This is a genomic window from Streptomyces fungicidicus (genome assembly GCF_003665435.1).
GTDB lineage: Bacteria > Actinomycetota > Actinomycetes > Streptomycetales > Streptomycetaceae > Streptomyces > Streptomyces fungicidicus.
In genome coordinates, this window is record NZ_CP023407.1 from 2,985,993 (window position 1) to 3,009,688 (window position 23,696).

The 23,696-nt window shown below is 70.9% G+C and carries 20 protein-coding genes and 4 pseudogenes; 8 read left to right on the forward strand and 16 right to left on the reverse strand.

What is annotated here, in order from left to right:
* Positions 1-255: 255 nt before the first annotated feature.
* The 8 genes and pseudogenes from CNQ36_RS13465 to CNQ36_RS13500 form a co-directional block, all read right to left on the reverse strand.
* A complete protein-coding gene (locus CNQ36_RS13465) occupies positions 256-2,553 on the reverse strand; it encodes a HelD family protein (protein ID WP_121546180.1) in 2,298 nt (765 codons plus the stop codon).
* A gap of 60 nt (positions 2,554-2,613) precedes the next feature.
* A complete protein-coding gene (locus CNQ36_RS13470) occupies positions 2,614-3,390 on the reverse strand; it encodes an anti-sigma factor family protein (RefSeq protein ID WP_040907046.1) in 777 nt (258 codons plus the stop codon).
* Between the two features lie 50 nt (positions 3,391-3,440).
* On the reverse strand, positions 3,441-4,025 hold the full coding sequence (locus tag CNQ36_RS13475; protein WP_004930798.1) for a sigma-70 family RNA polymerase sigma factor: 585 nt from the start codon (positions 4,023-4,025) through the stop codon (positions 3,441-3,443).
* A 229-nt stretch (positions 4,026-4,254) separates the two neighbouring features.
* Complete coding sequence (locus CNQ36_RS13480) at positions 4,255-4,848, reverse strand: CGNR zinc finger domain-containing protein (protein WP_121546181.1); 594 nt, start codon at positions 4,846-4,848, stop codon at positions 4,255-4,257.
* Between the two features lie 125 nt (positions 4,849-4,973).
* Positions 4,974-6,128 carry a uroporphyrinogen-III synthase gene (locus tag CNQ36_RS13485; RefSeq protein ID WP_121546182.1) on the reverse strand — a complete coding sequence of 385 codons (1,155 nt, stop codon included), beginning with the start codon at positions 6,126-6,128 and terminating at the stop codon, positions 4,974-4,976.
* A gap of 130 nt (positions 6,129-6,258) precedes the next feature.
* Positions 6,259-7,617, reverse strand: coding sequence for a nitrate/nitrite transporter (locus CNQ36_RS13490; protein ID WP_121546183.1), 1,359 nt, complete (start codon positions 7,615-7,617; stop codon positions 6,259-6,261).
* Between the two features lie 159 nt (positions 7,618-7,776).
* Positions 7,777-8,633 (reverse strand): annotated as a pseudogene (locus CNQ36_RS13495) (hypothetical protein).
* A gap of 25 nt (positions 8,634-8,658) precedes the next feature.
* The gene (locus tag CNQ36_RS13500; protein WP_121546185.1) at positions 8,659-9,129 is read right to left on the reverse strand and encodes an ATP-binding protein; all 471 of its coding nucleotides are present in this window, start codon (positions 9,127-9,129) and stop codon (positions 8,659-8,661) included.
* A gap of 226 nt (positions 9,130-9,355) precedes the next feature.
* Here CNQ36_RS13500 and CNQ36_RS13505 point away from each other — a divergent pair, with 226 nt between their 5' ends.
* From CNQ36_RS13505 to CNQ36_RS35840, 3 genes and pseudogenes are all read left to right on the forward strand, one after another.
* The gene (locus CNQ36_RS13505; RefSeq protein WP_121546186.1) at positions 9,356-10,210 is read left to right on the forward strand and encodes a helix-turn-helix domain-containing protein; all 855 of its coding nucleotides are present in this window, start codon (positions 9,356-9,358) and stop codon (positions 10,208-10,210) included.
* Positions 10,211-10,220: 10 nt separating this feature from the next.
* Positions 10,221-10,394: a DUF397 domain-containing protein gene (locus CNQ36_RS13510; RefSeq protein ID WP_121546187.1), complete on the forward strand. Its 174-nt coding sequence runs from the start codon at positions 10,221-10,223 to the stop codon at positions 10,392-10,394.
* A gap of 121 nt (positions 10,395-10,515) precedes the next feature.
* Positions 10,516-10,757 (forward strand): annotated as a pseudogene (locus CNQ36_RS35840) (tyrosine-type recombinase/integrase); the annotation flags it as partial.
* Between the two features lie 41 nt (positions 10,758-10,798).
* On the opposite strand, the gene CNQ36_RS34690 reads toward CNQ36_RS35840, so the two are convergent.
* The 3 genes and pseudogenes from CNQ36_RS34690 to CNQ36_RS35845 all read right to left on the reverse strand — a co-directional run.
* Positions 10,799-11,281, reverse strand: coding sequence for a hypothetical protein (locus tag CNQ36_RS34690; protein ID WP_163013260.1), 483 nt, complete (start codon positions 11,279-11,281; stop codon positions 10,799-10,801).
* Positions 11,282-11,288: 7 nt separating this feature from the next.
* Entirely contained in the window at positions 11,289-11,576 is a 288-nt protein-coding gene (locus tag CNQ36_RS34695) for a hypothetical protein (RefSeq protein ID WP_163013148.1), read from the reverse strand.
* Between the two features lie 45 nt (positions 11,577-11,621).
* Positions 11,622-11,964: pseudogene (locus CNQ36_RS35845) on the reverse strand (polymorphic toxin-type HINT domain-containing protein); the annotation flags it as partial.
* Between CNQ36_RS35845 and CNQ36_RS13525 the strand changes: the two are divergent.
* The 3 genes and pseudogenes from CNQ36_RS13525 to CNQ36_RS13535 all read left to right on the forward strand — a co-directional run.
* Positions 11,957-12,294: pseudogene (locus CNQ36_RS13525) on the forward strand (hypothetical protein); the annotation flags it as partial. The pseudogenes CNQ36_RS35845 and CNQ36_RS13525 overlap by 8 nt on opposite strands.
* A 140-nt stretch (positions 12,295-12,434) precedes the next feature.
* The gene (locus CNQ36_RS13530; protein ID WP_206278451.1) at positions 12,435-13,664 is read left to right on the forward strand and encodes an MFS transporter; all 1,230 of its coding nucleotides are present in this window, start codon (positions 12,435-12,437) and stop codon (positions 13,662-13,664) included.
* A gap of 105 nt (positions 13,665-13,769) precedes the next feature.
* The gene (locus tag CNQ36_RS13535) at positions 13,770-13,925 is read left to right on the forward strand and encodes a DUF397 domain-containing protein (protein WP_121546188.1); all 156 of its coding nucleotides are present in this window, start codon (positions 13,770-13,772) and stop codon (positions 13,923-13,925) included.
* Between the two features lie 31 nt (positions 13,926-13,956).
* On the opposite strand, the gene CNQ36_RS13540 is transcribed toward CNQ36_RS13535, so the two are convergent.
* The 4 genes from CNQ36_RS13540 to CNQ36_RS13555 form a co-directional block, all read right to left on the reverse strand.
* Positions 13,957-15,246, reverse strand: a complete 1,290-nt coding sequence (locus tag CNQ36_RS13540) for an acyltransferase family protein (protein ID WP_121546189.1) — start codon at positions 15,244-15,246, stop codon at positions 13,957-13,959.
* On the reverse strand, positions 15,243-17,444 hold the full coding sequence (locus CNQ36_RS13545) for a bifunctional polysaccharide deacetylase/glycosyltransferase family 2 protein (protein WP_121546190.1): 2,202 nt from the start codon (positions 17,442-17,444) through the stop codon (positions 15,243-15,245). The genes CNQ36_RS13540 and CNQ36_RS13545 overlap by 4 nt, the downstream gene beginning before the upstream one ends.
* Complete coding sequence (locus tag CNQ36_RS13550) at positions 17,444-18,958, reverse strand: hypothetical protein (RefSeq protein WP_121546191.1); 1,515 nt, start codon at positions 18,956-18,958, stop codon at positions 17,444-17,446. The genes CNQ36_RS13545 and CNQ36_RS13550 overlap by 1 nt, the downstream gene beginning before the upstream one ends.
* A gap of 179 nt (positions 18,959-19,137) precedes the next feature.
* On the reverse strand, positions 19,138-20,100 hold the full coding sequence (locus CNQ36_RS13555; protein ID WP_121546192.1) for a LysR family transcriptional regulator: 963 nt from the start codon (positions 20,098-20,100) through the stop codon (positions 19,138-19,140).
* 83 nt (positions 20,101-20,183) lie between these two features.
* Between CNQ36_RS13555 and CNQ36_RS13560 the strand changes: the two genes are divergently transcribed.
* Together CNQ36_RS13560 and CNQ36_RS13565 are read left to right on the forward strand one after the other, a co-directional pair.
* A complete protein-coding gene (locus CNQ36_RS13560) occupies positions 20,184-21,497 on the forward strand; it encodes an MFS transporter (protein ID WP_121546193.1) in 1,314 nt (437 codons plus the stop codon).
* Positions 21,498-21,587: 90 nt separating this feature from the next.
* Entirely contained in the window at positions 21,588-22,595 is a 1,008-nt protein-coding gene (locus tag CNQ36_RS13565; protein WP_121546194.1) for a LacI family DNA-binding transcriptional regulator, read from the forward strand.
* Between the two features lie 9 nt (positions 22,596-22,604).
* On the opposite strand, the gene CNQ36_RS13570 is transcribed toward CNQ36_RS13565, so the two are convergent.
* Entirely contained in the window at positions 22,605-23,585 is a 981-nt protein-coding gene (locus tag CNQ36_RS13570) for an extracellular catalytic domain type 1 short-chain-length polyhydroxyalkanoate depolymerase (protein ID WP_176117386.1), read from the reverse strand.
* Between the last annotated feature and the right edge of the window lie 111 nt (positions 23,586-23,696).

Here is a 23,696-nt window from a genome sequence, read left to right on the forward strand (position 1 = left end):
TTTTCCACCCTACGAGAGCGGTGGGGGCAACAGAAGAGGCCCACGTCACATCCCGTGACGTGGGCCTCTTCGAACGGCTGAGTGACACCGACCCGCCATGCTCGCCTCGCGGCAAGTGGTCGCTCGCAGCGACTAAGGTTGGGCCCGGGGGCTTGGATCGGGCCGGTGCCACGTCAAGGCTAACAAACGGATGCCGTAAGGCCATTCCCGTCGGCGCAAGTGATTTTCCGAGCGCCCCCGGCGACCCTCGACCGCTCAGTCCCTCAGCAGATCCGGCACTCCGTCCGCGTCCGGCTCGTCGCGGTCCGTCGAGACCACCGTCAGCTGCTGCGTCGCCCGGGTCAGCGCGACGTACAGGACGCGCAGGCCGGCCGGGGACTCGTCGGCGATCTCCGCGGGCGAGACGACGATCGTCGCGTCGTACTCCAGGCCCTTGGCCTCCAGGCTGCCGAGCGCCACCACCCGGTCGCCGAGCCCGTCGAGCCAGCGCCGGGCCTCCTCACGGCGCTGCATGGCGACGACCACGCCGACGGTGCCGTCCACGCGGTCCAGCAGCCGGGCCGCCTCGGCGCGCACGGTCTCCGCCTGCGAGCCCTCCACGACGGCGAAGCGCGGCTCGACGCCGGTGGAGCGGACCGCCCTCGGGGACTCGGCGCCGGGCATGGCGAGGGCGAGCACCTTCGACGCCAGGTCGGCGATCTCCGCCGGGTTGCGGTAGTTCACGGTGAGTTCGAAGCGGCGGCGCGGGCGGGTGCCGAGGGCCTCGTCGCGGGCCTGGGCGGCCTCGTCGGGGTCGGACCAGGAGGACTGGGCCGGGTCGCCGACGATCGTCCAGGTGGCGTGCCGTCCGCGGCGGCCCACCATGCGCCACTGCATCGGGGTGAGGTCCTGGGCCTCGTCGACGATGACGTGCGCGTACTCGACGCGCTCCTGGGCGAGCCGCTCGGCCCGCTCGCGCTGGCTCTCCTCGCGCACCGGCATCAGCTCCTCCAGGCCGGTGAGCTGGTCCAGCGGGTCGAGCTCGCGCTTCCTCCGGGGGCGGGCGGGGGCGCCGAGGACGGCCCCCAGCTCGTCGAGGAGCGCGATGTCGTGCACGGAGCGCCCGTCCCGCTTCAGCGCGCGGGCGACCTTGCGGACCTCGCCCGGGTTGAGGATCCGCCGGGCCCAGCGGCCGAGGCGCCGCTCGTCGGCCATGGCGTCCAGGACGGCCGCCGGGGTCAGCTCGGGCCACCAGGCGTCGAGGAAGGCGAGGAAGTCGTCCTCGGAGGTGATGTCGTCGTCGAAGGAGGCGCGCAGTTCGGCGGCGAGCTCCGGGTCGGTGTGCCGGCCGCCGGCGCCGGAGCGCTCCCACAGGGCGTCCAGGAGCAGCTTGCGGGCGCGGGGGCGCAGCAGGTTGACCGGGGCGGTGCCGCCGAGGGCGGTGCGGCGGACCTCCGCCAGCTCCTCCGCCTCCAGTTCCAGGCGGCGCCCGAAGGCGACGACGCGCAGCCGCTGCGGTGCGCCGGCCCCCTCCAGCGCGCCCCGCGCGGCCTTCCGCAGGACTCTGAGCATGCGGTACGAGCCCTTGGCGCGGGCCACCGACGGGGAGTCGTACAGCGTGGCCTCGGCGCCGTCGACAAGCGAGCCGATGGCGCGGATGGCGACCTGCCCCTCCTCGCCGAGGGAGGGCAGCACGCCCTCGGTGTAGGCGACGAGGAGGGGGGTGGGCGAGACGATGAGGATGCCGCCCGCGTAGCGGCGCCGGTCCTGGTAGAGGAGGTAGGCGGCGCGGTGCAGGGCGACGGCGGTCTTGCCGGTGCCGGGGCCGCCCTCGACGTACGTCACGGAGGCGGCGGGGGCGCGGATCACCAGGTCCTGCTCGGCCTGGATGGACGCCACGATGTCCCGCATGGTGTGCGTACGGGCCTGGCCGAGCGCGGCCATCAGGGCGCCGTCGCCGATCACGGGCAGCTCGCGGCCGTCCAGGGACGCCGTGAGCTCGGGGCGCATCAGGTCGTCCTCGACGCTGCGGACCCGGCGGCCCTTGGAGCGGATGACGCGCCGCCGCACGACCCGGCCGGGGTCGACCGGGGTGGAGCGGTAGAAGGGCGCTGCCGCGGGGGCCCGCCAGTCGATGACCAGCGGGGCGTACTCCTCGTCCAGGACGCCCATCCGGCCGATGTGCAGGGTCTCGGCGATGTCGGCGGTGCTGTCGGGGCGGACGGCGCCCTCGGCGGGCTCGACCGCGGTGTACGCGCCGTCCGGGCCCTTCTTGCCGTCCTTGCCGAGCAGCAGGTCGATACGGCCGAAGAGGAAGTCCTCGTACTCGTTGTTCAGCCGGTTGAGGTGGACGCCGGCCCGGAAGACCTGGGCGTCCCGTTCGGCGAGGGCGCCGGGCGTGCCGACCTGGCCGCGCCGGGCGGCGTCGCGCATGAGGAACTCCGCCTCGTGGATCTTCTCCTCGAGGCGCCGGTACACCCGGTCGAGGTGTTCCTGTTCGACTCGGATCTCCCGGTCGCGAACGGAGTCGTGAACCGGATCGACCGCGGTTTCCTGTTGAGCCTGAGCGGCCACCGGGCCCCCTTCTGACGTGCTGGGCAGCCGTCAACCGTACGCGAAGGGGGCCCCTGTCGGCTACGCGTCGACCTCGACGAGCAGCTTGCCGTCGAAGGTCATGACCTGGAAATGGTCGATCTCGTTGGGCGCGAAGGCGGCGCCGCCCTGGACGTACAGCGGCTGCTTGGCCTTGTCCGTGGTGGCGTCCGGCAGTCCGTAGCCCTCGCCGGGCACCGACCAGGAGTTGACCGTCTCGCGTTCGCCGTTCTTGCCGACGGCGATCAGCGAGCACTTCTGCTCGCCCTTGACGTTCTTCAGCTCCGTGACGATCTCGGTGCCCCAGAGCTTCTTCTCCAGGGCCACGGTCGCGGTCACCTGGGTCTCGGGGTCGGTCGCCATGATCTTGTCGGAGGTCTTGTCGAACGCCTCCTTGGCGGGGTTGGCCGCGAGCGTCCGGCTGGTGCCGCTCCCGCCACCGCCCTCCTCGCCCCCGCCGCTCGCCGCGACGGCCACGAACGGGCCGCTGACGATCAGCGCGCCGGCGGCGGCCACCATGTAGAAGTTGCGGCGGCGCTTCCTGGCGCGGCGCTCGGCGACCTCGTCGACGAGCTTCTCCACCACGCGCGGTGAGGGCTTGGCGGACAGCGACTCGCCGAGGGCGGGTGTCCCGGTGCCGGGCAGGTCCGCGAGCGCGGCCAGCATCGGTTCCATGCCGGCGAGTTCGTCGAGCTGCTGGGCGCACCACTCGCAGCTCGCGAGGTGCGCCTCGAAAGCGGTTGCTTCGGCGTCGTCGAGAATGCCGAGGGCGTAGGCGCCGACGGTCTCGTGTTCGTTCGGCACCGGTGATCCCTGCATGGGACCAGTCATACCCGTACCGCCCTCTCCGTATCCCCCGTAGACACTCGTCACGCCGTCACCCCCCGCTCCTCCAGAGCCAGCTTCATCGACCGGAGGGCGTAGAAGACCCGGGAGCGGACGGTGCCGCTGGGTATGCCGAGTGTCTGCGCCGCCTCGTTGACGGTACGCCCCTTGAAGTACGTCTCGACGAGGACCTCCCGGTGGGCCGGGGTCAGGTCGTCGAGCGCGTCCGAAAGCGTCATCAGCCACAGCGCCTTGTCGATCTCGTCCTCCGCGGGGATGACCTCCAGCGGCGACGGATCGACCTCCTGCGGCCGGGCCTGCCGGCTGCGGTGGCCGTCGATGACGATGCGCCGGGCGACCGTCACCAGCCAGGGGCGTACCGAACCGGTCGCCCGATTGAGCTGACCGGCGTTCTTCCAGGCACGGATGAGCGTTTCCTGGACGACGTCCTCGGCGCGCTGCCGGTCTCCGGCGACCAGCCGCAGGACGTAGGCCAGCAGAGGTCCGGCGTGCTCGCGGTACAGGGCACGCATCAGCTCCTCGTCGGGTTCCGAGGGCTGTGAGGACATGCGATGTCGGGCCCTCGCTCCACGTTCATTGGCCACGGCCGCATCCTTGCGCACGCCCACCTCCGGTGTCCGGGGGAATCCCCCGTCGGTCGCTCGACAACCGGTACGGACAGGGGAGGTTGGGTGTTCAAAGCGAGGTGACGGTTTTCTGCGGGGTGACACGACGACCGGGACATGAACCCACAATCCCCCCGCCACTTCTTTACATTTCCGACACAACGACGGGCATGTGACGGTCGTCACAGTGCAGGGACGGTCAACGGCGTTGTGTCGGAAGTCACTTCACTGGTCAGGCCCGTGCGAGTGCCGCGCGCCGGCGGTGGCGGGCCACCCGCTCCCGGTTGCCGCAGATCTCGCTTGAGCACCAGCGCCGCCTGCGCCCGCGGGAGGTGTCCAGGTACACGATCGGGCAGTTGTCGCCCTCGCACTGCCGCAGGCTCGCCCGTGCGGCGGGGTCGGTGAGCAGGTCCACGGCGTCCCGCGCCACCGCCGCGAGCAGCGCGGCGCGGCCGGGCGGCCCGTCCAGCCGGCGCACCAGCGCGCCGTCCGCGCCGGGCACCGCGCGGGGCGCCGGGGGCGCGGCGCGGGCGAGCTCGTTGACCCGGGCGAGCGCGAGGTCGTACGAGGGGACGCCGGGCGCCGGCCGACCGCGCACCAACGGGGCGAGCAGTGCGCGCAGTTCGCGGAAGTCCGGCAGCCAGGAGGCCTCGGCGTGGGCGAGCGCCGTACCCGGGGGCACGAGTCCGGAACCGGTGATCCAGACGCGCAGCACCTCCACCGAGCCGAGCCGTTCCTCGGGATGGGTGGTCGCGAGCAGATCCAGGCAGACCCGCCCGGTGTCGAACCGCAGCTCGTGGGGCGCCGTGACCGTACCCAGTGCCATGTTCCTGCCACCGCCTAGGTTGGCCCCCGCGCGTGGGGGCCGGTGCGCGATCCGGGAAACCGTTCGCCTCCCACAGTGCCTGCCCGCACCGGGCCCCGGAACCCCTCGGTCCTGTCGCGCCGCGCTCAGGTGCCGGCGTACTTCGACTCCGCCGCAGGGTCCACGGCGAGGCGGTAGCCGCGTTTGACGACCGTCTGGATCAGCTTGGGGGCGCCTAGGGCTGAGCGGAGGCGGGCCATGGCGGTCTCCACCGCGTGCTCGTCGCGGCCCGCCCCCGGAAGGGCGCGCAGCAGCTCCGCACGCGGGACCACCCAGCCGGGCCGCCGCGACAGCGCCCGCAGCAGGGACATCCCGGCCGGCGGTACGGGCCGCAGCGCGCCGTCCACCACCACCGCGTGCCCCCGGATCTCCAGCCGGTGCCCGGCGACGGGCAACGAGCGTGCGCGGGAGGGCAGTTCCCGGCAGAGCAGCTGGACCAGCGGGCCCAGCCGGAAGCGTTCGGGCTGGACGGTGTCGATGCCGCGGGCCTGCAACGGCAGCGCGGTCACCGGGCCGACGCAGGCGGGCAGCACGTCGTGGCCGAGGGCGGCGACCAGCTCGTCGAGCAGTCCCCGCTCCCCGGCGCGGGAGAGGAGGGACGCGGCGGCGGGCGCGCTGGTGAAGGTGACGGTGTCCAGGGCGCGGGCGACGGTCGCGTCGATCAGCCGGTCCACCGGGCCGAGGTCCTCCGGCGGCAGCCACCGGTACACCGGCACCCCCACCACCTCCGCTCCCCCGGCCCGCAGCGACTCCACGAACCCGGGCAGCGGCTCCCCGTGCAACTGCACGGCGATGCGCAGTCCGTCGACGCCCTCCTCCAGGAGCCGGTCGAGCACCTCGGCCATGGACTCCGACGCCGGCGACCACTCCTCGGTCAGCCCGGCGGCCCGGATCGCGCCCTTCACCTTGGGCCCGCGGGCCAGGATCCGCACCCCGCGCAGCCGCGCCAGCAGGTCCTCGCCCAGGCCCCAGCCGTCGGCGGCCTCCACCCAGCCCCGGAACCCGATGGCGGTGGTGGCGACCGCGATGTCCGGGACCTGCCCGATGATGTCCTTGGTGGCGGCCAGCAGTTCGCTGTCGTCGGCCAGCGGCACGATCCGCAGCGCCGGGGCGTGCAGCACGACGGCCCCGCGCCGCTCCAGCAGCGCGCCCAGCTCGTCGGCCCGGCGTGCCGCGGTCACGCCCACGGTGAACCCGGCGAGGGGCCCGTGCTCCGGTGGCTGCTCTTGTTCGTCGTACATGGCTCTCGTCCCGGCTCGAGTCGGCGTCCCTGCGCGAAGGTGCGGCTCCACCTCCGTGCCGAGCGAGCCTGTCAACGGTCCATGACAGGCTCGGTTCGGCTTCATGTCACCAGTGTTACGTCATCCCGCGTCACACTTCGGCGTAGCTGAGCTGCGGCTTCTCCTCCGCGGCCGGGTTCGGGGCGTCCGCGCCGGCCGCCGGGCGGCGAAGGTATACCGCCCAGGTGACGGCGAAGCAGACCGCGTAGCAGGCGAGGAAGGCGACGAACGCGCCGGTGCCGGAGCCGTAGGAGAGGAAGGACTGGCGGAACGCCAGGTTGATGCCGACCCCGCCGAGCGCGCCCACCGCGCCGATCAGCCCCATCGACGCCCCCGAGAGCCGCCGCCCGTACGCGGCGGCCGCCTCGCCCGTGAGCCCCCTGGCCCGCGCCTTCGCCTGGAAGATGCCGGGGATCATCTTGTACGTGGACCCGTTGCCGAGGCCGGTCAGCACGAACAGCACCACGAAGGCGCCGGTGAACAGCGCCAGCGACTTCTGCATCGAGGCGACGATCAGCACCGCGGTCGCCGCGCCCATGGCGACGAAGTTCCACAGCGTGATCCGCGCGCCGCCGTACCGGTCGGCGAGCGAGCCGCCCACCGGGCGGATCAGCGAGCCGAGCAGCGGGCCGATGAAGGTGACGTAGGCGGCCTCCAGCGGCGTGCGGTCGAACTGGTTCTGCAGCACCTGCCCGAAGGCGAAGCTGTACCCGATGAACGAGCCGAAGGTGCCGATGTAGAGGAACGACATGATCCAGGTGTGCGGGTCCCGCGCGGCGTCCTTGGCGGCGCCGGTGTCGTTCTTCACCGAAGCCAGGTTGTCCATGTACAGCGCGGCGAGCACGGCGGCGACGACGATCAGCGGGATGTAGATGCCGAGCAGCACCCGCGGCCCGCCGCTCGCGCCGATGATCGCGAGGGCGGCGAGCTGGATCACCGGGACGCCGATGTTTCCGCCGCCGGCGTTGAGCCCGAGCGCCCAGCCCTTCTTCCGGAGCGGGAAGAAGGCGTTGATGTTGGTCATGGAGGAGGCGAAGTTGCCGCCGCCGATCCCCGCCAGCAGGCCGACGAGGAGGAAGGTGGAGAAGGACGTCCCCGGCTCCATCACGGTGAACGCGGCGACGGTGGGCACGAGCAGCAGCCCGGCGGAGACGATCGTCCAGTTCCGCCCGCCGAAGACGGCGACGGCGAAGGTGTACGGCACCCGGACCACGGCGCCGACCAGTGTGACCAGGGACGTCAGCAGGAACTTGTCGGCCGGGGTGAGCCCGTACTCGGGGCCCATGAAGAGCACCAGTACGGACCACATGGTCCAGACGGAGAACCCGATGTGCTCGGACAGCACGGAGAAGAGGAGATTGCGGCGTGCGGTCCTCTCTCCGGTGCGCTTCCAGAAGGTCTCGTCCTCCGGGTCCCACTGCTGGATCCAGCGGCCGCTGCGGGCTGTCATGGGGCCTCCACTGCTCTCCGGGGCGCGGACGGTGCCGCGAGGGGCTGGTCCCGAAGGTAGGGAGGGAGAGTTTCCGGTCTGTGGCACGCGATGACCGGCAGGGAACGTTGCTCTCACCTCGGGCCGGCCCGGGGTGAGAGGTCCGGCGGCCGCGCGGCCTCAGCGCTGCGGGGGCTGCCAGTGGGGGTTCTGCTGGGCGGGGTGGCCGTAGGGGCCTGGGGCTGCTGGGGCTGCGGCGGGGCGTAGGGACCCTGGGCCGCGGTGCCGTACGGGGCGGGCTGCCCGTACGGGGGCTGCTGCGGCTGCGGCTGGGCGTACGGCATCGGGGGCTGCTGGCCGTACCCGGGCGCCGGGGCGGCCGGCATCGCCGGGCCCTGGGCTCCGTACGGGCCGCCGCCGAAGGGGTTGCCGTGCCCCGGCATCTGCCCGCCCGGCGGCAGATAGCGCACCCGCCCGGTCTCGTCCGTCACCGGCATGAACCCGGCCGCCTGCAGCCGGGCCGCGAACTTGGCGTTGCGCTTGCGCGTGACGACGAAGCCGATGCCGAAGACGGCCATGAGGACCAGCCAGATCACGGCCGCGATCACGAAGTCGTCCGAGGTCCCCCCGAGCCGGTAGGCGATGAACACACAGCCGATGGAGACGCCGAGGGCGCCGTACCCCATCCGCTTCTCGGCGCTCTTTCCGGTGAGGTCGAAGTTGATGCGGGCCTTGAGCAGTTCGAAGGCGTCCGGCACCAGCGGCGGCAGCGACACCCCGTCGCCGGCGTTCGGGTACTGCGCCCAGTTCTGCGCGGCGCGGGAGCGGGCGTGCGGGCTGGGGTCGGGCACGATCAGCATCCTGAGCTGGCTGTTGTTCCCGCCGCCCTGCCGCACGTCGGCGTACTCGTACCCGAACTGCTGGGCGACGAAGGCGAGTTTGGCGAGCTTCTTCACGGAGGCCATCGGGCTGGTGAGCTCGACCGGCTCCCCGCTCGCCATCAACCGCAGCATCTTCTGGATCTGCCGCTTGCTCATCCCGCTCGCCCCCTGGCCACACCGTTCACTTCCGCAACAGAGGCAGTTTCGCACGCCCGCCCACCTCGAACCAGAGCAGCTTCCCGGCCCCCCGACCCAGGGCCGCGTCCCCGAGAGCCCAACCACCCCAGGAGTCGGCGTGCTCCTGCACCAGCCGCAGCCCACGCCCGCATTCGGCCTCCTCCGGGGCGAGCGGCGCGAGGCCCTCCCCGGCTCCGCCGAAGGGAGCCGGGACGTACGGGTGGCTGTCCCACACCCCCACCCGCAGCCGACCGTCGCTCAGCCCGGTGAGCCGCAGGGAGGCGGGCCCCTTGGTGTGCCGGTAGGCGTTGGTGACCAGCTCCGACGTCAGCAACTCCACGGAGTCGACGATGTCCCGCATGCCGTGCCCGTCGAGCGCGGCCCGCACAGTCATGCGTGCGACGCGTACGGCGCGGGGGTCATGGGGCATGCGAAGGGCGTACGCCCAGGGGTGGGGCGGGGCTACGGTGACCATGGTCGTCTCCGGGGAGTTGTAAGGGGACTTCGGTCTCGCGCTCAAGGCCGCGCGGGCGGTGGCAGTGCCTCGATTGGTGCGCTTTCGGCTGAAGAGCGCGGCGGATGAGCGATACGGCTACGGTAGAGCCCAGATGGAAGATAAATCTCCCAACTATGGGAGGTGCATCTCTGATTAGCTCGTGTGAGGGACATGCGCGCCATCTCGCGGACAGGAAGGACACACGTTGCCGCCCACGAACGATCCGACGCTGCGGCAACGGAGACTGGGTGCCGAGCTGCGCAAACTCCGTGAGAAAGCGGGGTTCACGGTCACCCGGGCCGCCGAGCACCTCGGCGTCAACCAAGGGCGCGTGAGCATGATCGAGACCGGTCGCAGCCCGGTGAGCGCCGACCTCGTACGCGGGATGGCGTCCGCCTACGACTGCTCCGACAAGTCTCTGGTCGACGCGCTGGCCGCCATGACCGGGCGCCGACGCCGGGGCTGGTGGGACGAGTACCGCGAACACCTGCCCGCCGCACTGGTCGATTTGGCGGAGCTGGAACACCACACGGCCGCGCTACGCGTGGCCCTGGTGATCCACATCCCGGCGCTGTTGCAGACCACCGATCACGCTCGCGCCCTCTTCCGGGCCGTGGTGCCGCCCATGCGTCAGTACGAGATCGAGCACCGTCTCACCTACCGCATCAAACGGCAGGGCGTCCTGCACCGGGAGGATCCGCCCTCCTACTCGGCGATCATTCACGAGTCGGCCCTCCGCATGGGGTTCGGCGGCCCTTCCGTGACTCGTGGCCAGCTCACGCACCTGCTCGACATGGGTGAGCTGCCCCATGTCACCATCCGAGTGATCCCGTTCGGCACGGCCTACTTCCCGAGCACCGGCCAGTCCTTCGACTACCTCACGGGCGCCGTACCGCAGCTCGACACGGTCCAACTGGACACACACCACGGGGGCTGCGGATTCCTGGACGCCGAGGCACAGTTGACCAAGTACCGAGCCGTGCTCAACCACATGACGTCCTGCGCACTCGATCCCATCGAGTCCCGCGACTTCATCCACAACCTCGCCCGAGAAGCCTGAGAAGGAACCCGTGCAGACCATCCGCTGGCGCAGGTCGTCCCACAGCGGCGACAGCTCGAACTGCGTGGAGATAGCCACCACCCCCGCCACCGTCCGCATACGCGACTCGAAGGACCCCTCAGGCCCCCGGCTGGGCTTCTCCCCCACCACGTGGGTCTCCTTCCTCACGCACATCACGAAGTGACCGTCGGTGTCCTTCACTTCCTTGCCAGTGTCTGCTTTCACGACCCGAAGGGTGCTGAGTTCCACTCGGTGCATGCGCGGTTCGAGATCGCTTTCCATACGGACTCCGCAAGGTGAACACCACGCTCCTGAGCAGGGCCGGCCTCCGCCCGTATCCGTTTCCACGACCTCAGGCACTCGACGGCCGCCCTACTCCTGGAAGGGCGTCGAACTCGTCGTCATCAAGAAACTCCTCGGCCACGCCCACATCGGCGTCACCGCCACCCTGGCCCGCCCTCGTCCGCTGACGTTGCCGTCAACTACTGCCGCCGCCCCACGCAGAAGCCCCGCCAGGGCACACCTGGCGGGGCTTCATTTTTGCTGACGCCAACAGATCTTCCGTTTACTCGTTTACCTCATCGCCTGTCACTCTATAAATACAGGACTAAGCCAGAGAGAAACCAGACCGCCGTTGTTGATCCCCAAGACAGTTCCGCTGGCGATTTGGACGAACGCAGCATCGGTGGCATCGTTCAGGCGAATGAAGACCCACCCGGAGGATGGATCATATGAAACGCGCCACCCATCTCCAGGGACCTCGAAAGAAACCCCCGGCTCGAAGGAATGGTCTGACGAGATGAACACCCGCCCAGGGGTAAACTGTGGAGCACTCAACTCGGCAACAAAACCCCGAACGTTCGGGAAGTACCCCCAGGCGAACAAGACTTCCCGGGACTCAATGTCGACCTCAAGTTGGAGTGTGCCGACCAGCACGCTCGCAACCCCCTCCGAGCCGAGTCTCTCACTCAGCGAGTCCCCACTCTGGGCACTGAATGAGAATCCATACTCGGACTCGTCATAGGCAAGGACACCCTCAAGGGGAGGTCCGCCTTGGATGGAGAATTTCATTTCGACGCTAGCCCTTTGTGCTCTTGAAGAGGAAGTGGACGATTCTGTTGGAATTTGCGTCGATGTTGAGCTCCCAGATCCCGTTACTTCCATTCATCGTTCCGGGCGTCCTACACTCGACAACTCCAGGAGCACCAAGGGAATCCATCCTGGGCGTGGATCCCCCCATAATTTCCCGGAGGAACAGCCCATTGTTGCCGTTCATATAAGGGCGTGCGGCCTTACCGAAGTTAGGGGCATCAACATCCCTAGTACCGGCAATGTCCCACGTGTGATTTTCGACGGTCTTGGTCATCGAAAGGTTCTCAACATCGATCTTCGACGCCAGATCCGAGACATCACAGTTCCTATTGTGAACAAGGACCGGTGTGGCCCCGCCAGCACATAGTACGTGTGCAGATCATCAACCGTGAAGCTATAGGACGGGCATGCTTAGCGAAAGCGCGGTTTCCGGTGACGATGACCGTGTCGCCGGTGTCCGTGCGCAGGGTCATGCCGGCGGCGAGTTCGCCCGCTTCGACCCAGTCCTGTTCAGACGGGGACCAGAACGGGTGCTCGTGAGTTGCGGTGAGCTTCTCGATTCCGTTGGTCGTGGCGATCGTCAGCTCGTTGAAGTGTTTGTCGTGCTCAGTGACGATAAGGCGGGTGACCTTGCGGGGTCCTGTCTCCCCGGTTTCGGGGTCTTGGCAACGGCTCCACGAGATCCTGTTGGCCGAGCTGAACGCGGCCTCACGGCTGGACTGGTCCCGCTGCGTGGTCGACTCCTCCCACGTCAGAGCGCTAAAAGGGGGCAGCACACCGTCCCGTCGCCGGTCGACCGAAGACGGGCACGGCACGTCGCTCGCGGTCCTGTTGACCGGCGGCAACCGCAACGACGTCACCCATTTTTGCGTGGCCGCACGGCTTCCGCCGTCTGCGCATCCGATGGGAAACGGCGAGCCGATATCCACGAAGCGTTCCTCGAACTCGCTTGCTGCCTCATCACCCACCGACAACTCAACTCGCTGTGTTGACCGTTGCAAGTGCCGTTGCCCTGGCAAGAATGCGACATCAATCGCGGAGCGCGAGGGTGCTGTCGTAGTTCTGCCAGCCGACCGGGGACACCGCCTGCTGAACTGTTCGCCAATGCACTGCCCATCACAGGACGGAGCTCATGTCCCCCACCACTACCAACCCAGTCGACGCCGCAGCTCTGCCGACCCCATCGCCGCTGATCGGCTGGCTGGCCGTGGTCTCGGTGATGCTGGGAATCTTCGCCATTGTCACCACTGAGATCCTGCCTATCGGTCTGCTGACCTCGATCGGCTCCAGTTTCACCATCTCAGATGGGGTGGCCGGGCTGATGATGACCATGCCCGGTTTTCTCGCGGCGGTCTCTGCTCCTCTGGTCACTGTGGCCACGGCACGCATCGACCGTCGCCTGATGCTGTGCGCCTTCATGCTCCTGCTGGCCCTGGCGAATTTCCTTGCTGCTGCAGCACCCGACTACTGGCTCGTGCTGGTCTCCAGGGTCATGGTGGGGATCACGATCGGTGGGTTCTGGTCGATAGGCGCTGGGCTGGCAGAACGGTTGGTGCCGCCGACCTCGGTCAGCAGGGCAACCGCCGTGATCTTCTCCGCTGTTCCGTTGGGATCCGTCCTCGGGGTACCGACCGGCACCCTCCTCGGGGATCTCGCTGGGTGGCGTACGGCATTCGCGGTCATGGGTGCGCTGACGGTGGGGGTACTGATCATGCTGCTCCTGGTCGTGCCCCCGTTACCTTCCGTCCAGGCCACCCGGCTGAGCGATCTCAGGGGCATGTTCCGCAGTAGCAATACCCGCTTCGCGCTCCTGCTGACGTTCCTGATCGTGCTCGCCCACTTCGGGACCTACACCTATGTGACGCCGTTCCTAAAACGGGTCACCCATGCCGGCGACGGCCTGATCACCATGTTCTTGTTGATCTATGGCGCTGCCGGTATCCTCGGCAACTTTCTCGGGGGTGCTCGGGTGGCACAGTATCCGCGGACTGTCTTCGGACTTGCGGCCGGACTCATCGCAGCGGCGACCCTTCTGCTGCCCATGGTGGGCCACTGGGAGGCTGGTGCCATTGCCCTGCTGATCGTGTGGGGCATCGGCTATGGCGCTGTGCCGGTCGCCTCGCAGACCTGGTTTTCCAAGGCGGCACCGTCTGTCCCCGAAGCGGCATCGGTTCTGTTCACGGCTTCCTTCCAAGCCACGATCTCCATCGGCGCGCTACTGGGGGGAATGGTCCTGGACCGCACCTCTCCATCCGCGGTCATGGTGCTCGGCGGCTGCACTGCGGTAATCATGGCCCTGACAGCGGGAGCCCACTTCACCAGGCGTCTCACCTGGCCAGGAAGCGCAGACGCACACGAGTAGCTCGGCGAGCACGGTCTGTCCGATCCCGCATGGCGCAAGTCCTCCTACAGCCCCGACCGGGCGGTGGGCGGAACTCCGACGGCACGGTGCGGGGTACGCCGCACGGTGGCGTGGTTGTGTCGGCTGAACGCCTCCAACTGCGTCGAACTCGCCACCACCCCGGCCACCGTCCTCATACGCGACTCGAAGGACACGTCCGGCCCCCGGCTGGGCTTCTCCCCCACCACGTGGGTCACCTTCCTCACGCACATCACGAAGTGACCGTCGGGGGCGCCTCCGGTCGTGTGGCGGTTCAGCCCCGGTGGGACCCGGTGCTCGTCCGCGGGCGGTCGGTCTTGGCGCCGTTGGGCCACAGTCTCGGCTTGCGCTTCGCCGCGATGTCCTCGACCCAGCCGACGGCCAGGACCATCAGGCCGATCAGGGGCCAGACCAGGGCGAACATCCAGATGGTGTACGCGCCGTCGAGGGCGGCGACCGCGCGTTCGCTCTGCATGAACGGGAGTTCGTAGGCCAGGTCGATGATCGGGACCGTCGCCATGATCAGCAGGTTGTGCCACAGGTAGATGGTGACCGCGCGGTTGTTGGAGAGGGTCACCAGCTTGTCCCACTTCGCCAGGCGGCCGGGGAGTTCCTGCCAGGACGGGGAGTACTGGAGCAGGATCACCACGAAGCCGAACGACCAGGTGGCCTGGGCCAGCGGGATGTCGTTGAGGTCCCAGCCGTCGGGGCCCAGGTGGTTCGAGGCCCACCACAGGCCGAAGGCCATGATCAGGGAGGCGCAGGAGACGGAGACGTATCTCGGGATCTGCTTCAGCAGGCCGTCGTGGTGGGCGAAGCCCAGCACCCAGCAGCCGCCGTAGACCGCGAAGTCGGAGACCGCGTTGCCCGTCTCGCCGGGGATGGTCACCAGGCCCGTGCCGACGATCGCCGTCAGGCCGAGCGGTGCGAGCAGTGTCGGCCAGGGTGCCTTGCGGAACAGCCAGAGCAGCAGGGGCGACGCGATGACGAACCACAGATAGGCGCGGAGGTACCACAGGACGCCCGCGGCCTGCACCGCCCAGGTGTCCTCCAGCAGTCCGGACTTCGAGCCGATCTGCCACGGGTAGGGCGGTGCGCCGATCGGGACGATGTAGTTGAACAGCTCGATCAGGCCCCAGGTGCCCCCGTGGTCCGGGTCCTCGGACGGGTTCCAGCCGTTGGCGAACATCATCGCCAGCACGACCGCGGAGAACACCCACAGGGGCGGTAGGAGCCGACGGACACGGCTGCGGATCACGCCCGCCGCCGGACGCTTCAGCGAACGCGCCATCAGCGAGCCCGCCAGCGCGAACATCACGCCCATCGACGGGAACAGCACCGTCAGCCAGGCCCAGCCGAAGAGGTGGTACACCACGACGCGGACCAGGGCGATGGACCGCAGCAGGTCCAGGTACCGGTCGCGGCCCGGCTTCTTGGGCGCCGGGGCGGGAGCCGGCTCGGGTGCGGGCTCGGTCGTACGCTGCTGGGGGACCGTGTACGGCGTTCCGTACGTGCCCGCCGGTTCCGGGTTCATGCCCGTGCCGGTCGTGTATCCGTGGGTCATGCCACGGGCCTCCGATCATCGCTGCGCTGCGCACGCTGGCGCGGCACCGCTCCGCCGACCGGCGCCTCGACGACGCCGGTGCGCCGCAGCTTCTGCCAGCGCAGGCGGCCGCCGGTGAGTGCGGTGATCCAGGACTGGAGCAGCACGACGTACATGAGTTGGCGGTAGAGGATCTGCTGCAGCGGCAGCGAGATCAGATGGGTCATGCGTTCGCGGTCGAGGCGGAAGGCGTACGCCGCGCAGACCGCCTGGATGGCCAGGACGCCCAGCCAGGCCACGATCGTCTTCTGGGTCGGGCCGAAGACGATGCCGTAGAGCAGGAAGACGTCGATCAGCGGGGCCAGCAGCGGGGCCACGACCATGAACAGGGAGACGAAGGGCAGGCCGACGCGGCCGAAGCGGCCCGAGGGGCCCTTCTCGATCACCGCGCGGCGGTGCTTCCAGATGGCCTGCATGGTGCCGTACGACCAGCGGTAGCGCTGGGACCACAGCTGCTGGACCGTCTCCGGGGCCTCGGTCCAGGCGCGGGCGTTCTCGGCGTAGACCACGCGCCAGCCGGCCCGGTGCAGCGCCATGGTGACGTCGGTGTCCTCGGCGAGGGTGTCGTCGCTCATGCCGCCGAAGGGCTCCAGGGCGGAGCGGCGGAAGGCGCCGACCGCGCCGGGGATGGTCGGCATGCAGCCGAGGATGTCGTACATGCGGCGGTCGAGGTTGAAGCCCATCACGTACTCGATGTGCTGCCAGGCGCCGATGAGGCTGTCCTTGTTGCCGACCTTCGCGTTGCCCGCGACGGCGCCGACCCGGGGGTCGCCGAAGGGCTGGACGAGTTCGCGGACGGTGGACGTCTCGAAGACCGTGTCGCCGTCCATCATCACGACGATGTCGTAACGGGCGTTCGCCAGGCCCCGGTTGAGCGCGGCCGGCTTGCCGGCGTTGAGCTGGCGGATGACCCGCACATTGGGCAGGCCCATCGCCTCGACGATGCGGGCGGTGCCGTCGGTGGAACCGTCGTCGATGACGAGCACCTCGATCGGGTGGTCGCTCGCCATCAGGGAACGGACGGTGTTCTCAATGCACTTGGCCTCGTTGTACGCCGGGACCAGCACCGTCACCGGTTCGCCGACCGGCGGGCCCCAGCGGAAGCTCTTGCGGCGGACCCGGCGGGCGTGGGCGCCAGAGAGGAGGAGCATCAGCACGAAGCGGCCGATGACCAGGGTGCCGATGATCGCGAGGCCGACCACCAGCACGTCGGTGATCTTCTCCGAGGCCTGGACCAGGAAGATCCACGCCTTGCCCTTCCAGAGTTCGGCGCCGGTGACCGGGCTGTGCGCGCTGGGCGCGTCCAGGGCCTCGGTGAGGTTGTCGAACTCGTAGCCCTTGGCCTTCAGGTCGGGCAGAAAGGTGTCGAGCGCGGCGACGGTCTGGCTGCGGTCGCCGCCGGAGTCGTGCATCAGGACGATGGCGCCCTTGCCGCCGTGCGGGGTGGCGCGGCGGATGATCTCGGCGACGCCGGGGCGCTTCCAGTCCTCGCTGTCGGTGTTGTTGACGACGGTGAGGTAGCCGCGGCTGCCGATGTACTGGGTGACCGGCCAGGACTCGTTGTCCATGGCGGCGGAGAAGGAGGAGTACGGCGGCCGGAAGAGGGAGGTGCGGATGCCGGCCGCGCCGGTGATGGCCAGCTGGTTCTGCGACAGCTCCCAGTCGATGCGCTTGGTGGACTGGAGGGCGAGGTCGGGGTGGTTGAAGGTGTGCAGGCCGATCTCGTGGCCCTCGTCGACCATGCGCTTCACGAGGTCCGGGTAGCGGGAGGCCATGGTGCCGGTGACGAAGAAGACGGCGTGCGCGTCGTGCTTCTTCAGCACGTCGAGGACCTTCGGCGTCCACTCCGGGTCCGGGCCGTCGTCGAAGGTGAGCACGAGGCGGTGGTCGGGCACGCTGAGGCTCTGCGTCGCGCCGGCGCGGGCGTCGATGACCGGGCCGCCCTCGAGGATCTTCTTCGGCACCTCGGTGGTGGGCGCGGGCTTCTGTATGCGGTGGTCGGCGAGGATCTCGCTGTGCACGTAGCCGCGCAGCATGAGCATCGCCGCCAGGGCGACGAGGACGAGCAGCGGGAGCAGCAGGCGCAGGGGCACGCGGCGGCGCGGGGCTCCGTCACGGGCCTGGCGGGCGGCCCGGTGACGGTGGGAACGGGATGCCATCAGACGACGTTCTCCGAGGACGGTGCGGTGGGGGTGGTGGACGAGTCCGGCTGCGCGGCGGAGCCGTCGGCGGCGACGACGGGCCGTTCGGCGGGGGCACCGGCGACGTCGTCGGTACCGGCGGGTTCACCGCCGCCGCCCGTCGCGGGGGCGCTGCTCACGGGGTCGGGGTCGGCGGGTACCGACGGGTCGGTGCTCGGCGTGACCGGGGTCTCGGCCGAGGGCTCGGTGGTGGCGGAGCCGCCGCCGGTGGCCGGCTGGGAGGGGTTCTGTCCGGGTGACGTCGGTGTCGGGTCGGTGTCCGGCTGCCCCCCGGCGCCGGTGCCGCCGCCGGTCGCGGGGGCGGTGGCGTCGGGCCCGGGCTCGGTGGGAGCGCCGGTGCTCGGCGTGGCGTCGGGGTCGAGGCTGCTGCCGGAGCCGGGCGTGGTGTCCGTGTCGTCGGCCGGCTGCGGGGTGGTCTCCACCTTCCCGGCGGGCTTGTTCTCCTGGCCGGGGACGGGCATCCAGGGGGCGTCGGAGTTGCCGGACAGCAGGGTGGCGACCATCACGACGGCATAGCCGGCGCAGGCGAGGCCGACGGCCATGCCGATACGGCGGTAGAGCCGGCTGCGCCGCCCGGACTCGTCGACGAATACCGGCCCGGCGGCGTCCTGTCCCGTGCTCGGCCCGCCCTGCGAGCGGCGCAGCTCCAGGCCTTCGCCTATCTGTACGGAGTCGAGCTGGACCGTCACCTCGTGCGGGTCGTGGGTGGCCTCGCCGGAGTCGCCCGCCTCCTCCTGCCAGGGGTCACGGGCGGGAGTGCGGGCGGCCGTCGGGAAGCCGGGGCCGGAAGGGCCCTGGGGCGCCGTCGCCGGGGCGGGCGACGGCCGCCGGGCCTCGGAGGGGCGGGGGATGCGCAGGGCGGTGGTGCGCTCGGTGTCCCAGACACCGTCCGGACCATCCTGTGCCGCTGGGTCCCGGCCGTCACCAGCCGCCCCGGCCCGCGCAGCGGGATCCGGACGGCGGGCAGCTTCGGGCAGCACCTCGGTCCGGTCAGCGTCCCAGGAAGCGGTGCCCCGACCCCCGAACGAACCCGGGCGGTCCGCACCCGACCCATGACGCGCCTCACCAGCCGCCCCGGCCCGCCCGGCAGCTTCGGGCAGGACTTCGGTCCGGTCGGCGTCCCAGGACGTGTGGGCCCGACCGGCGAACGAGCCCGGGCGATCCCCGCCCGACGCGTGGCGGGCGTCACCCGCCGCCCCGGCCCGTGCGGCGGGATCCGGGCGGCGGGGAGTCTCGGGCAGGACCTCGGTCCGGTCGTTTCCGCCGGGGAAGACTCCGAGGCGGGCCCAGCGGTCGTCGAGGGAGCCGGGGCCGGAATCGGCCACGCGGGTGTCCGCGCCGGCTGTCGCGCCGGGCTTGTCGCTCAGGGGGAGGACCCGCGTCTCCCGCAGGTTCTCGTCCTCGGCGTTCCGCCCGAACCTCCCGGCGGAGTCCGGCCGTTCCGGTTGGGCGTCTTCTCGCCAGTTTTCCACGCGCACGCACTTCCCCCCACAGGACAGTTCCGGCGCGCGTACGACTTGAGCACCCGCCGGCGGACCGGGCCCCCACCCGCTCCGAGCGCCCCGCTTATCACACTGTGCTCGGGCAATGAATGTAGCGCACGCGGAGGTTTTGTGTTTGCCGCGCTGCCATTCGTATCAGGAGTGAGACATCATGGCACCGCCATCACCGCGGTGTCCCGATCGGGAAGCCAGCACTCCGGGGACTGCCGCAGCCAGCCCTCCTCCTCCGCGACCAGGGCCGCGGCCCGCCGCAGTGCGTCCAGGCCGGGATGAACCAGCCCTTTTCGCCACACCAGGGACACCGGCGACAGCGGGACCGGGTCCACGAGAGGGCGTAGCACCGTCGAGGGCAGTGGCGGAAAATCGACCACGGCGAGGATCGGATGACGCGTTCTCGCCATGATCCGCTGGAACTCCTCGTCCCCGACGGCCAGTGGCGCGGGCGGCGCGAGGGCGATGTCCCGGCCCTCGAACAGTGACCGGGCGAGGTCCGTCCACTCAGGTGTGCGAGGGTTTCCGGCCCCCGCGTACACCGTCTCGCCGGCAAGCGCGGCCAGCGGCACCTCGGCCCGCGCGGCCAGGAGGTGGTCCTCGGGCAGTACGAGCGCCATCGGCTCGTAGCGCACGGGCTGGTGGCCGAGTCCGGACCGCAGGGCGGGGGCGAGCCCCGCGAACCGTCCGAAGGACGCGTCGAGGCGCCCGGCGAGGAGTTGCTCCGCCGCGCCGGTCAGGCCGCTCTCGTAGCGGGCCATCAGTTCGTGGCCGGGGGCGAGTTCGCGGGCGCGGTGCAGCACCCGGCGCGGGGTCGGCAGGCCCGGGGAGTTGAGGTCGACCAGCAGGGGCCGGGTCTGTCCGGCGGCGGCGAGGAGGTCGTCCTGCGCCTGGAGCACGGCGTGGGCGTACGGCAGCAGGCGCTCACCGTCGGCGGTGAGCGTCACCTGGCGGGTGGTCCGGACGAACAGTTCGCTGCCCAGTTCGCGTTCCAGTCGCCGTACGTCCCTGCTGAGGGCCTGCTGGGCGACGTAGAGGCGGGCGGCGGCCCGGGTGAAGTGCAGCTCCGCGGCGACGGTCACGAAGGCGCGGAGCAGACGGGGGTCGAGGTGGGCGGGCACCGGGCGAACTTACAACACGGGTGCGTCAATCGGCACCGGGAAGGTGTTGGACCGGCGGCACGGCCACGGGTGACGGTGGGGCCATGCCTCAGCCGACCTCCCCGGACACTCCCCTGCTCACCGTGACCGCCGACACCCTGGTCGTCGCCGACTTCCGTCCGCGCGGGCCCTCCGCGCCCCGCCCGAAGGGTCCGTACCGCCGTCTCTTCGATCTGCCCGGCGCCCGCGCGTTCACGGCCGGCAACCTCATCGCGCGGCTGCCGATGGGCATGCTCAGCGTGAGCGCCGTCGTGATGATCGCCGGGACGCGGGGGTCGTACGCGCTGGCCGGCGCCGTCACCGCGACGGGCCTGGCGGCCACCGCGGTGGTCGCCCCGTGGACCGCGCGCCTGGTCGACAGGTACGGGCAGGCCCGGATCGCCCTGCCGGCCACCGTGTTCGCCGTGCTCGGCTCGCTGGCGCTACTGCTCTGCGTGCGTCACGGCGCCCCCGACTGGACCCTGTTCGCCTGCTACGCCGCGACCGCCACCACCCCCAACACCGGCGGGATGTCCCGGGCCCGCTGGGCCCATCTGCTGAAGGGCGACGCCGAGGCCCTGCACACCGCGAACTCGTTCGAGCAGGCCGCCGACGAACTGTGCTTCATGCTCGGCCCGGTGCTCGCGGCCTTCCTGTGCGCGACGTTCTTCCCCGAGGCGGGCACGCTGGTGGGCGCCGTGCTGCTGCTGACGGGCGTGGCGCTGTTCACCGCGCAGCGCTCGACCGAGCCGCCGGCCGGGCGGCGTTCCACCGCGCGGGCGCCCTTCCGCGCGCCGGGGATGCGTCCGCTGCTGCTGGTCTGCCTCGCGACGGGAGCGGTGTTCGGCTCGATGGAGGTCGTCACCATCGCCTTCGCGGACGCGTCGGGGCACCACGCGGCGTCCGGCGCGGTGCTCGCGCTGCAGGCGGCCGGTTCCTGTGCGGCGGGACTGCTGTACGGGGCGGTGCGCCCGGCGGGGTCCGCGCGGGCACGGCTGCCGTGGTGCCTGGCGGCGATGGCCGCGCTGATGACGCTGCCGCTGCTGGCGGCCGGTCTGACCGGCTCGCTCCTGGTGCTGGCGGGGGCGCTGCTGGTCGCCGGGATGGCGACCGCCCCGACGATGGTGACGACGATGACCCTGGTCCAGCGGTACACGCCCGAGGGCCGGCTGAACGAGGGGATGACGCTCGCGGTGACCGGGCTGCTCGGCGGGATCGCCTGCGGCAGCGCGGCCGGCGGCTGGACGGTGGAGCACGTCTCGGCGGCGGCCGGATACGGCGTGCCGGTGACGGCGGCGGCGACCGCCCTGCTCGTCTGTCTGGCGGCCTTCCGGTTCGGGCCGTCGAACCGCTCCACCGATTTCCGCCCGGCCCATTGACGCGCACAGGTCCCGCACATACCTTCACCCGTCGAAGCGCTTCGAAACCGCTTTCTATCCCCCCACGGACAGTGCCAGTGAGGACCCCCGATGGTGAAGATCACGGATGTGGCCCGGCGCGCCGGGGTCTCCCCGAGCACCGTCTCCTACGCGCTGAGCGGCAAGCGTCCGATCTCCGACGCCACCCGGCTGCGCGTCCAGGCGGCCGTCCGTGAGCTGGGCTACCGCGCCGACGGCGGCGGCCGCTCCCCGGCCGGCCGCCGGACGAAGGTGCTGGCCCTGGCGGTCCCGATGCGCTCCGGCGTCCATGTGCCGGTGGTGACGCAGTTCGCGGTGTCGGTGGTGACGGCCGCCCGCGCCCATGACCACGACGTCCTGCTGCTCACCGAGGGGGAGGGCGAGGAGGCGCTCCGGCGCGCCGCGGACACGGGGCTCGCGGACGCGGTGATCGTGATGGACGTACAGCTCCAGGACCCGCGGCTGCCGTTGCTGCGGTCGCGCGGCTTACCGTCCGTGCTGATCGGCGTGCCGGCCGAGCCGGACGGACTCACCTGCGTCGATCTGGATTTCCGGGCGGCCGGCGAGCTGTGCGTGGGCCATCTGGCGCGGCTGGGGCACCGGGTGGTGGCGCTGGTCGGTTCGCCCCCGGAGGTGTACGTGCGGCGGACCGCGTTCGCGCGGCGCCTCGTGGAGGGGTTCACCTCCGCGGCCCACCGGCACGGGCTCACCTGCGCCGTACACCCGTGCGGGACCGGCCGGGACGCCGCCCGCGCGATCGCCGAGCGGCTGGTGCGCGAGCTGCCCGCGCTGACCGGGGTGGTCGTGCACAACGAACCGCTGCTCGACCCGCTGATCGACGCCTTCGAGCGGCTGGGGCTGAGCATCCCCGGCGATCTGTCCCTGACCGCCGTCTGCCCGTCCCCGCTCGCCGCGTCGGCCCGCGTCCCGGTCACCTCGGTCGCCGTGCCGTCGGCGGAGCTGAGCACCCGCGCGGTGCACCTGCTGGTACGGAAGCTGTCCGGCGCCCCCGTACCCGGGGCGACCCTGCTGCCGCCCCGGCTGACGGAACGGGCGAGCACGGCACCGCGCGGGGCGTGACGCACCGGTTCAGCCCAGCTGCCAGGCCTTCCCGAGCCGGTGGGCGGCGCACAGGCCGACGTCCAGGAAGTACGCCCCGGCCGTCCCGCACTGCTCGGTCCCGCTGCCCGGGTCGACGGGCTGGCCGTGCCCCATGCCGTCGATGCTGTACGTCTCGACGACCGCCTTCCCGTCCGGGCCGCGGAAGATCTGGTGCGGGTGTCCGGCGACGGTGTCGCTGACGTCGGCGGTCCGGTCGGCGCCCTGCACATCGGTCCACTGCTCGACCAGGTCGGTCATGTTGACCGGCTTCACCGTGTAGTCGGCCGTGCCGTGCAGGACGGTGAGGGCGGGCCAGGGGCCGGTGTACCCGGGCCGCGCGGCGCGCACCCGGTCGCCCCACTGGGCCGGGGTCTGGGTGGCGCCGACGTACATGCACACGAACGGTGATCCGGCGGCCTGCGCGCACCCGTAGGGCAGCCCGGCGACGACGCCGCCCGCGGCGAACTTCTCCGGGTAGGCGGCCATCATCACGGCGGTCATCCCGCCGCCGGCGGACAGGCCGGTGACGTACACGCGCGAGGCGTTCCCGGAGACGTCGGCGAGCTGCCGGTCGACCATCTGGGCGACGGAGGCGGCCTCTCCCTGCCCGCGCCGGATGTCGGCGTCCTGGAACCAGTTGAAGCACTGGCTGGAGTTGTTGCCGCTCTGCTGCTGGGGCAGCACGACGGAGAAGCCCCAGCGGTCGGCGAGCGTCGTCCAGCCGGTGCCGGTGGCGTAGCCGGCGGCGTTCTGGGTGCAGCCGTGCAGGGCGACCACCACGGGCCGGCCCGCGGGCAGCCCGTCGGGGACGTACCGGTACATCTTCAGGGCGCCCGGGTTGCTGCCGAAGCCGGTGACCTCCTGGAGGGAGGCGGCCGAGGCGGGGGTGGGGGTCAGCAGGACGGAGAGGAGGGCGGCCAGGAGGGCCGTCAGCACGGTGGGGCGTAGTGCGGCTCTGGTCTGTGTCATGGAGAGCGAAGGTAGAACCGTGAACCACCGGTCGATATGGGTGTGGTCCCCACATCGCCAAGCTCGATCATGTGGCCGCATGACAGAGGCCCCGCCGCTACCAGCGACGGG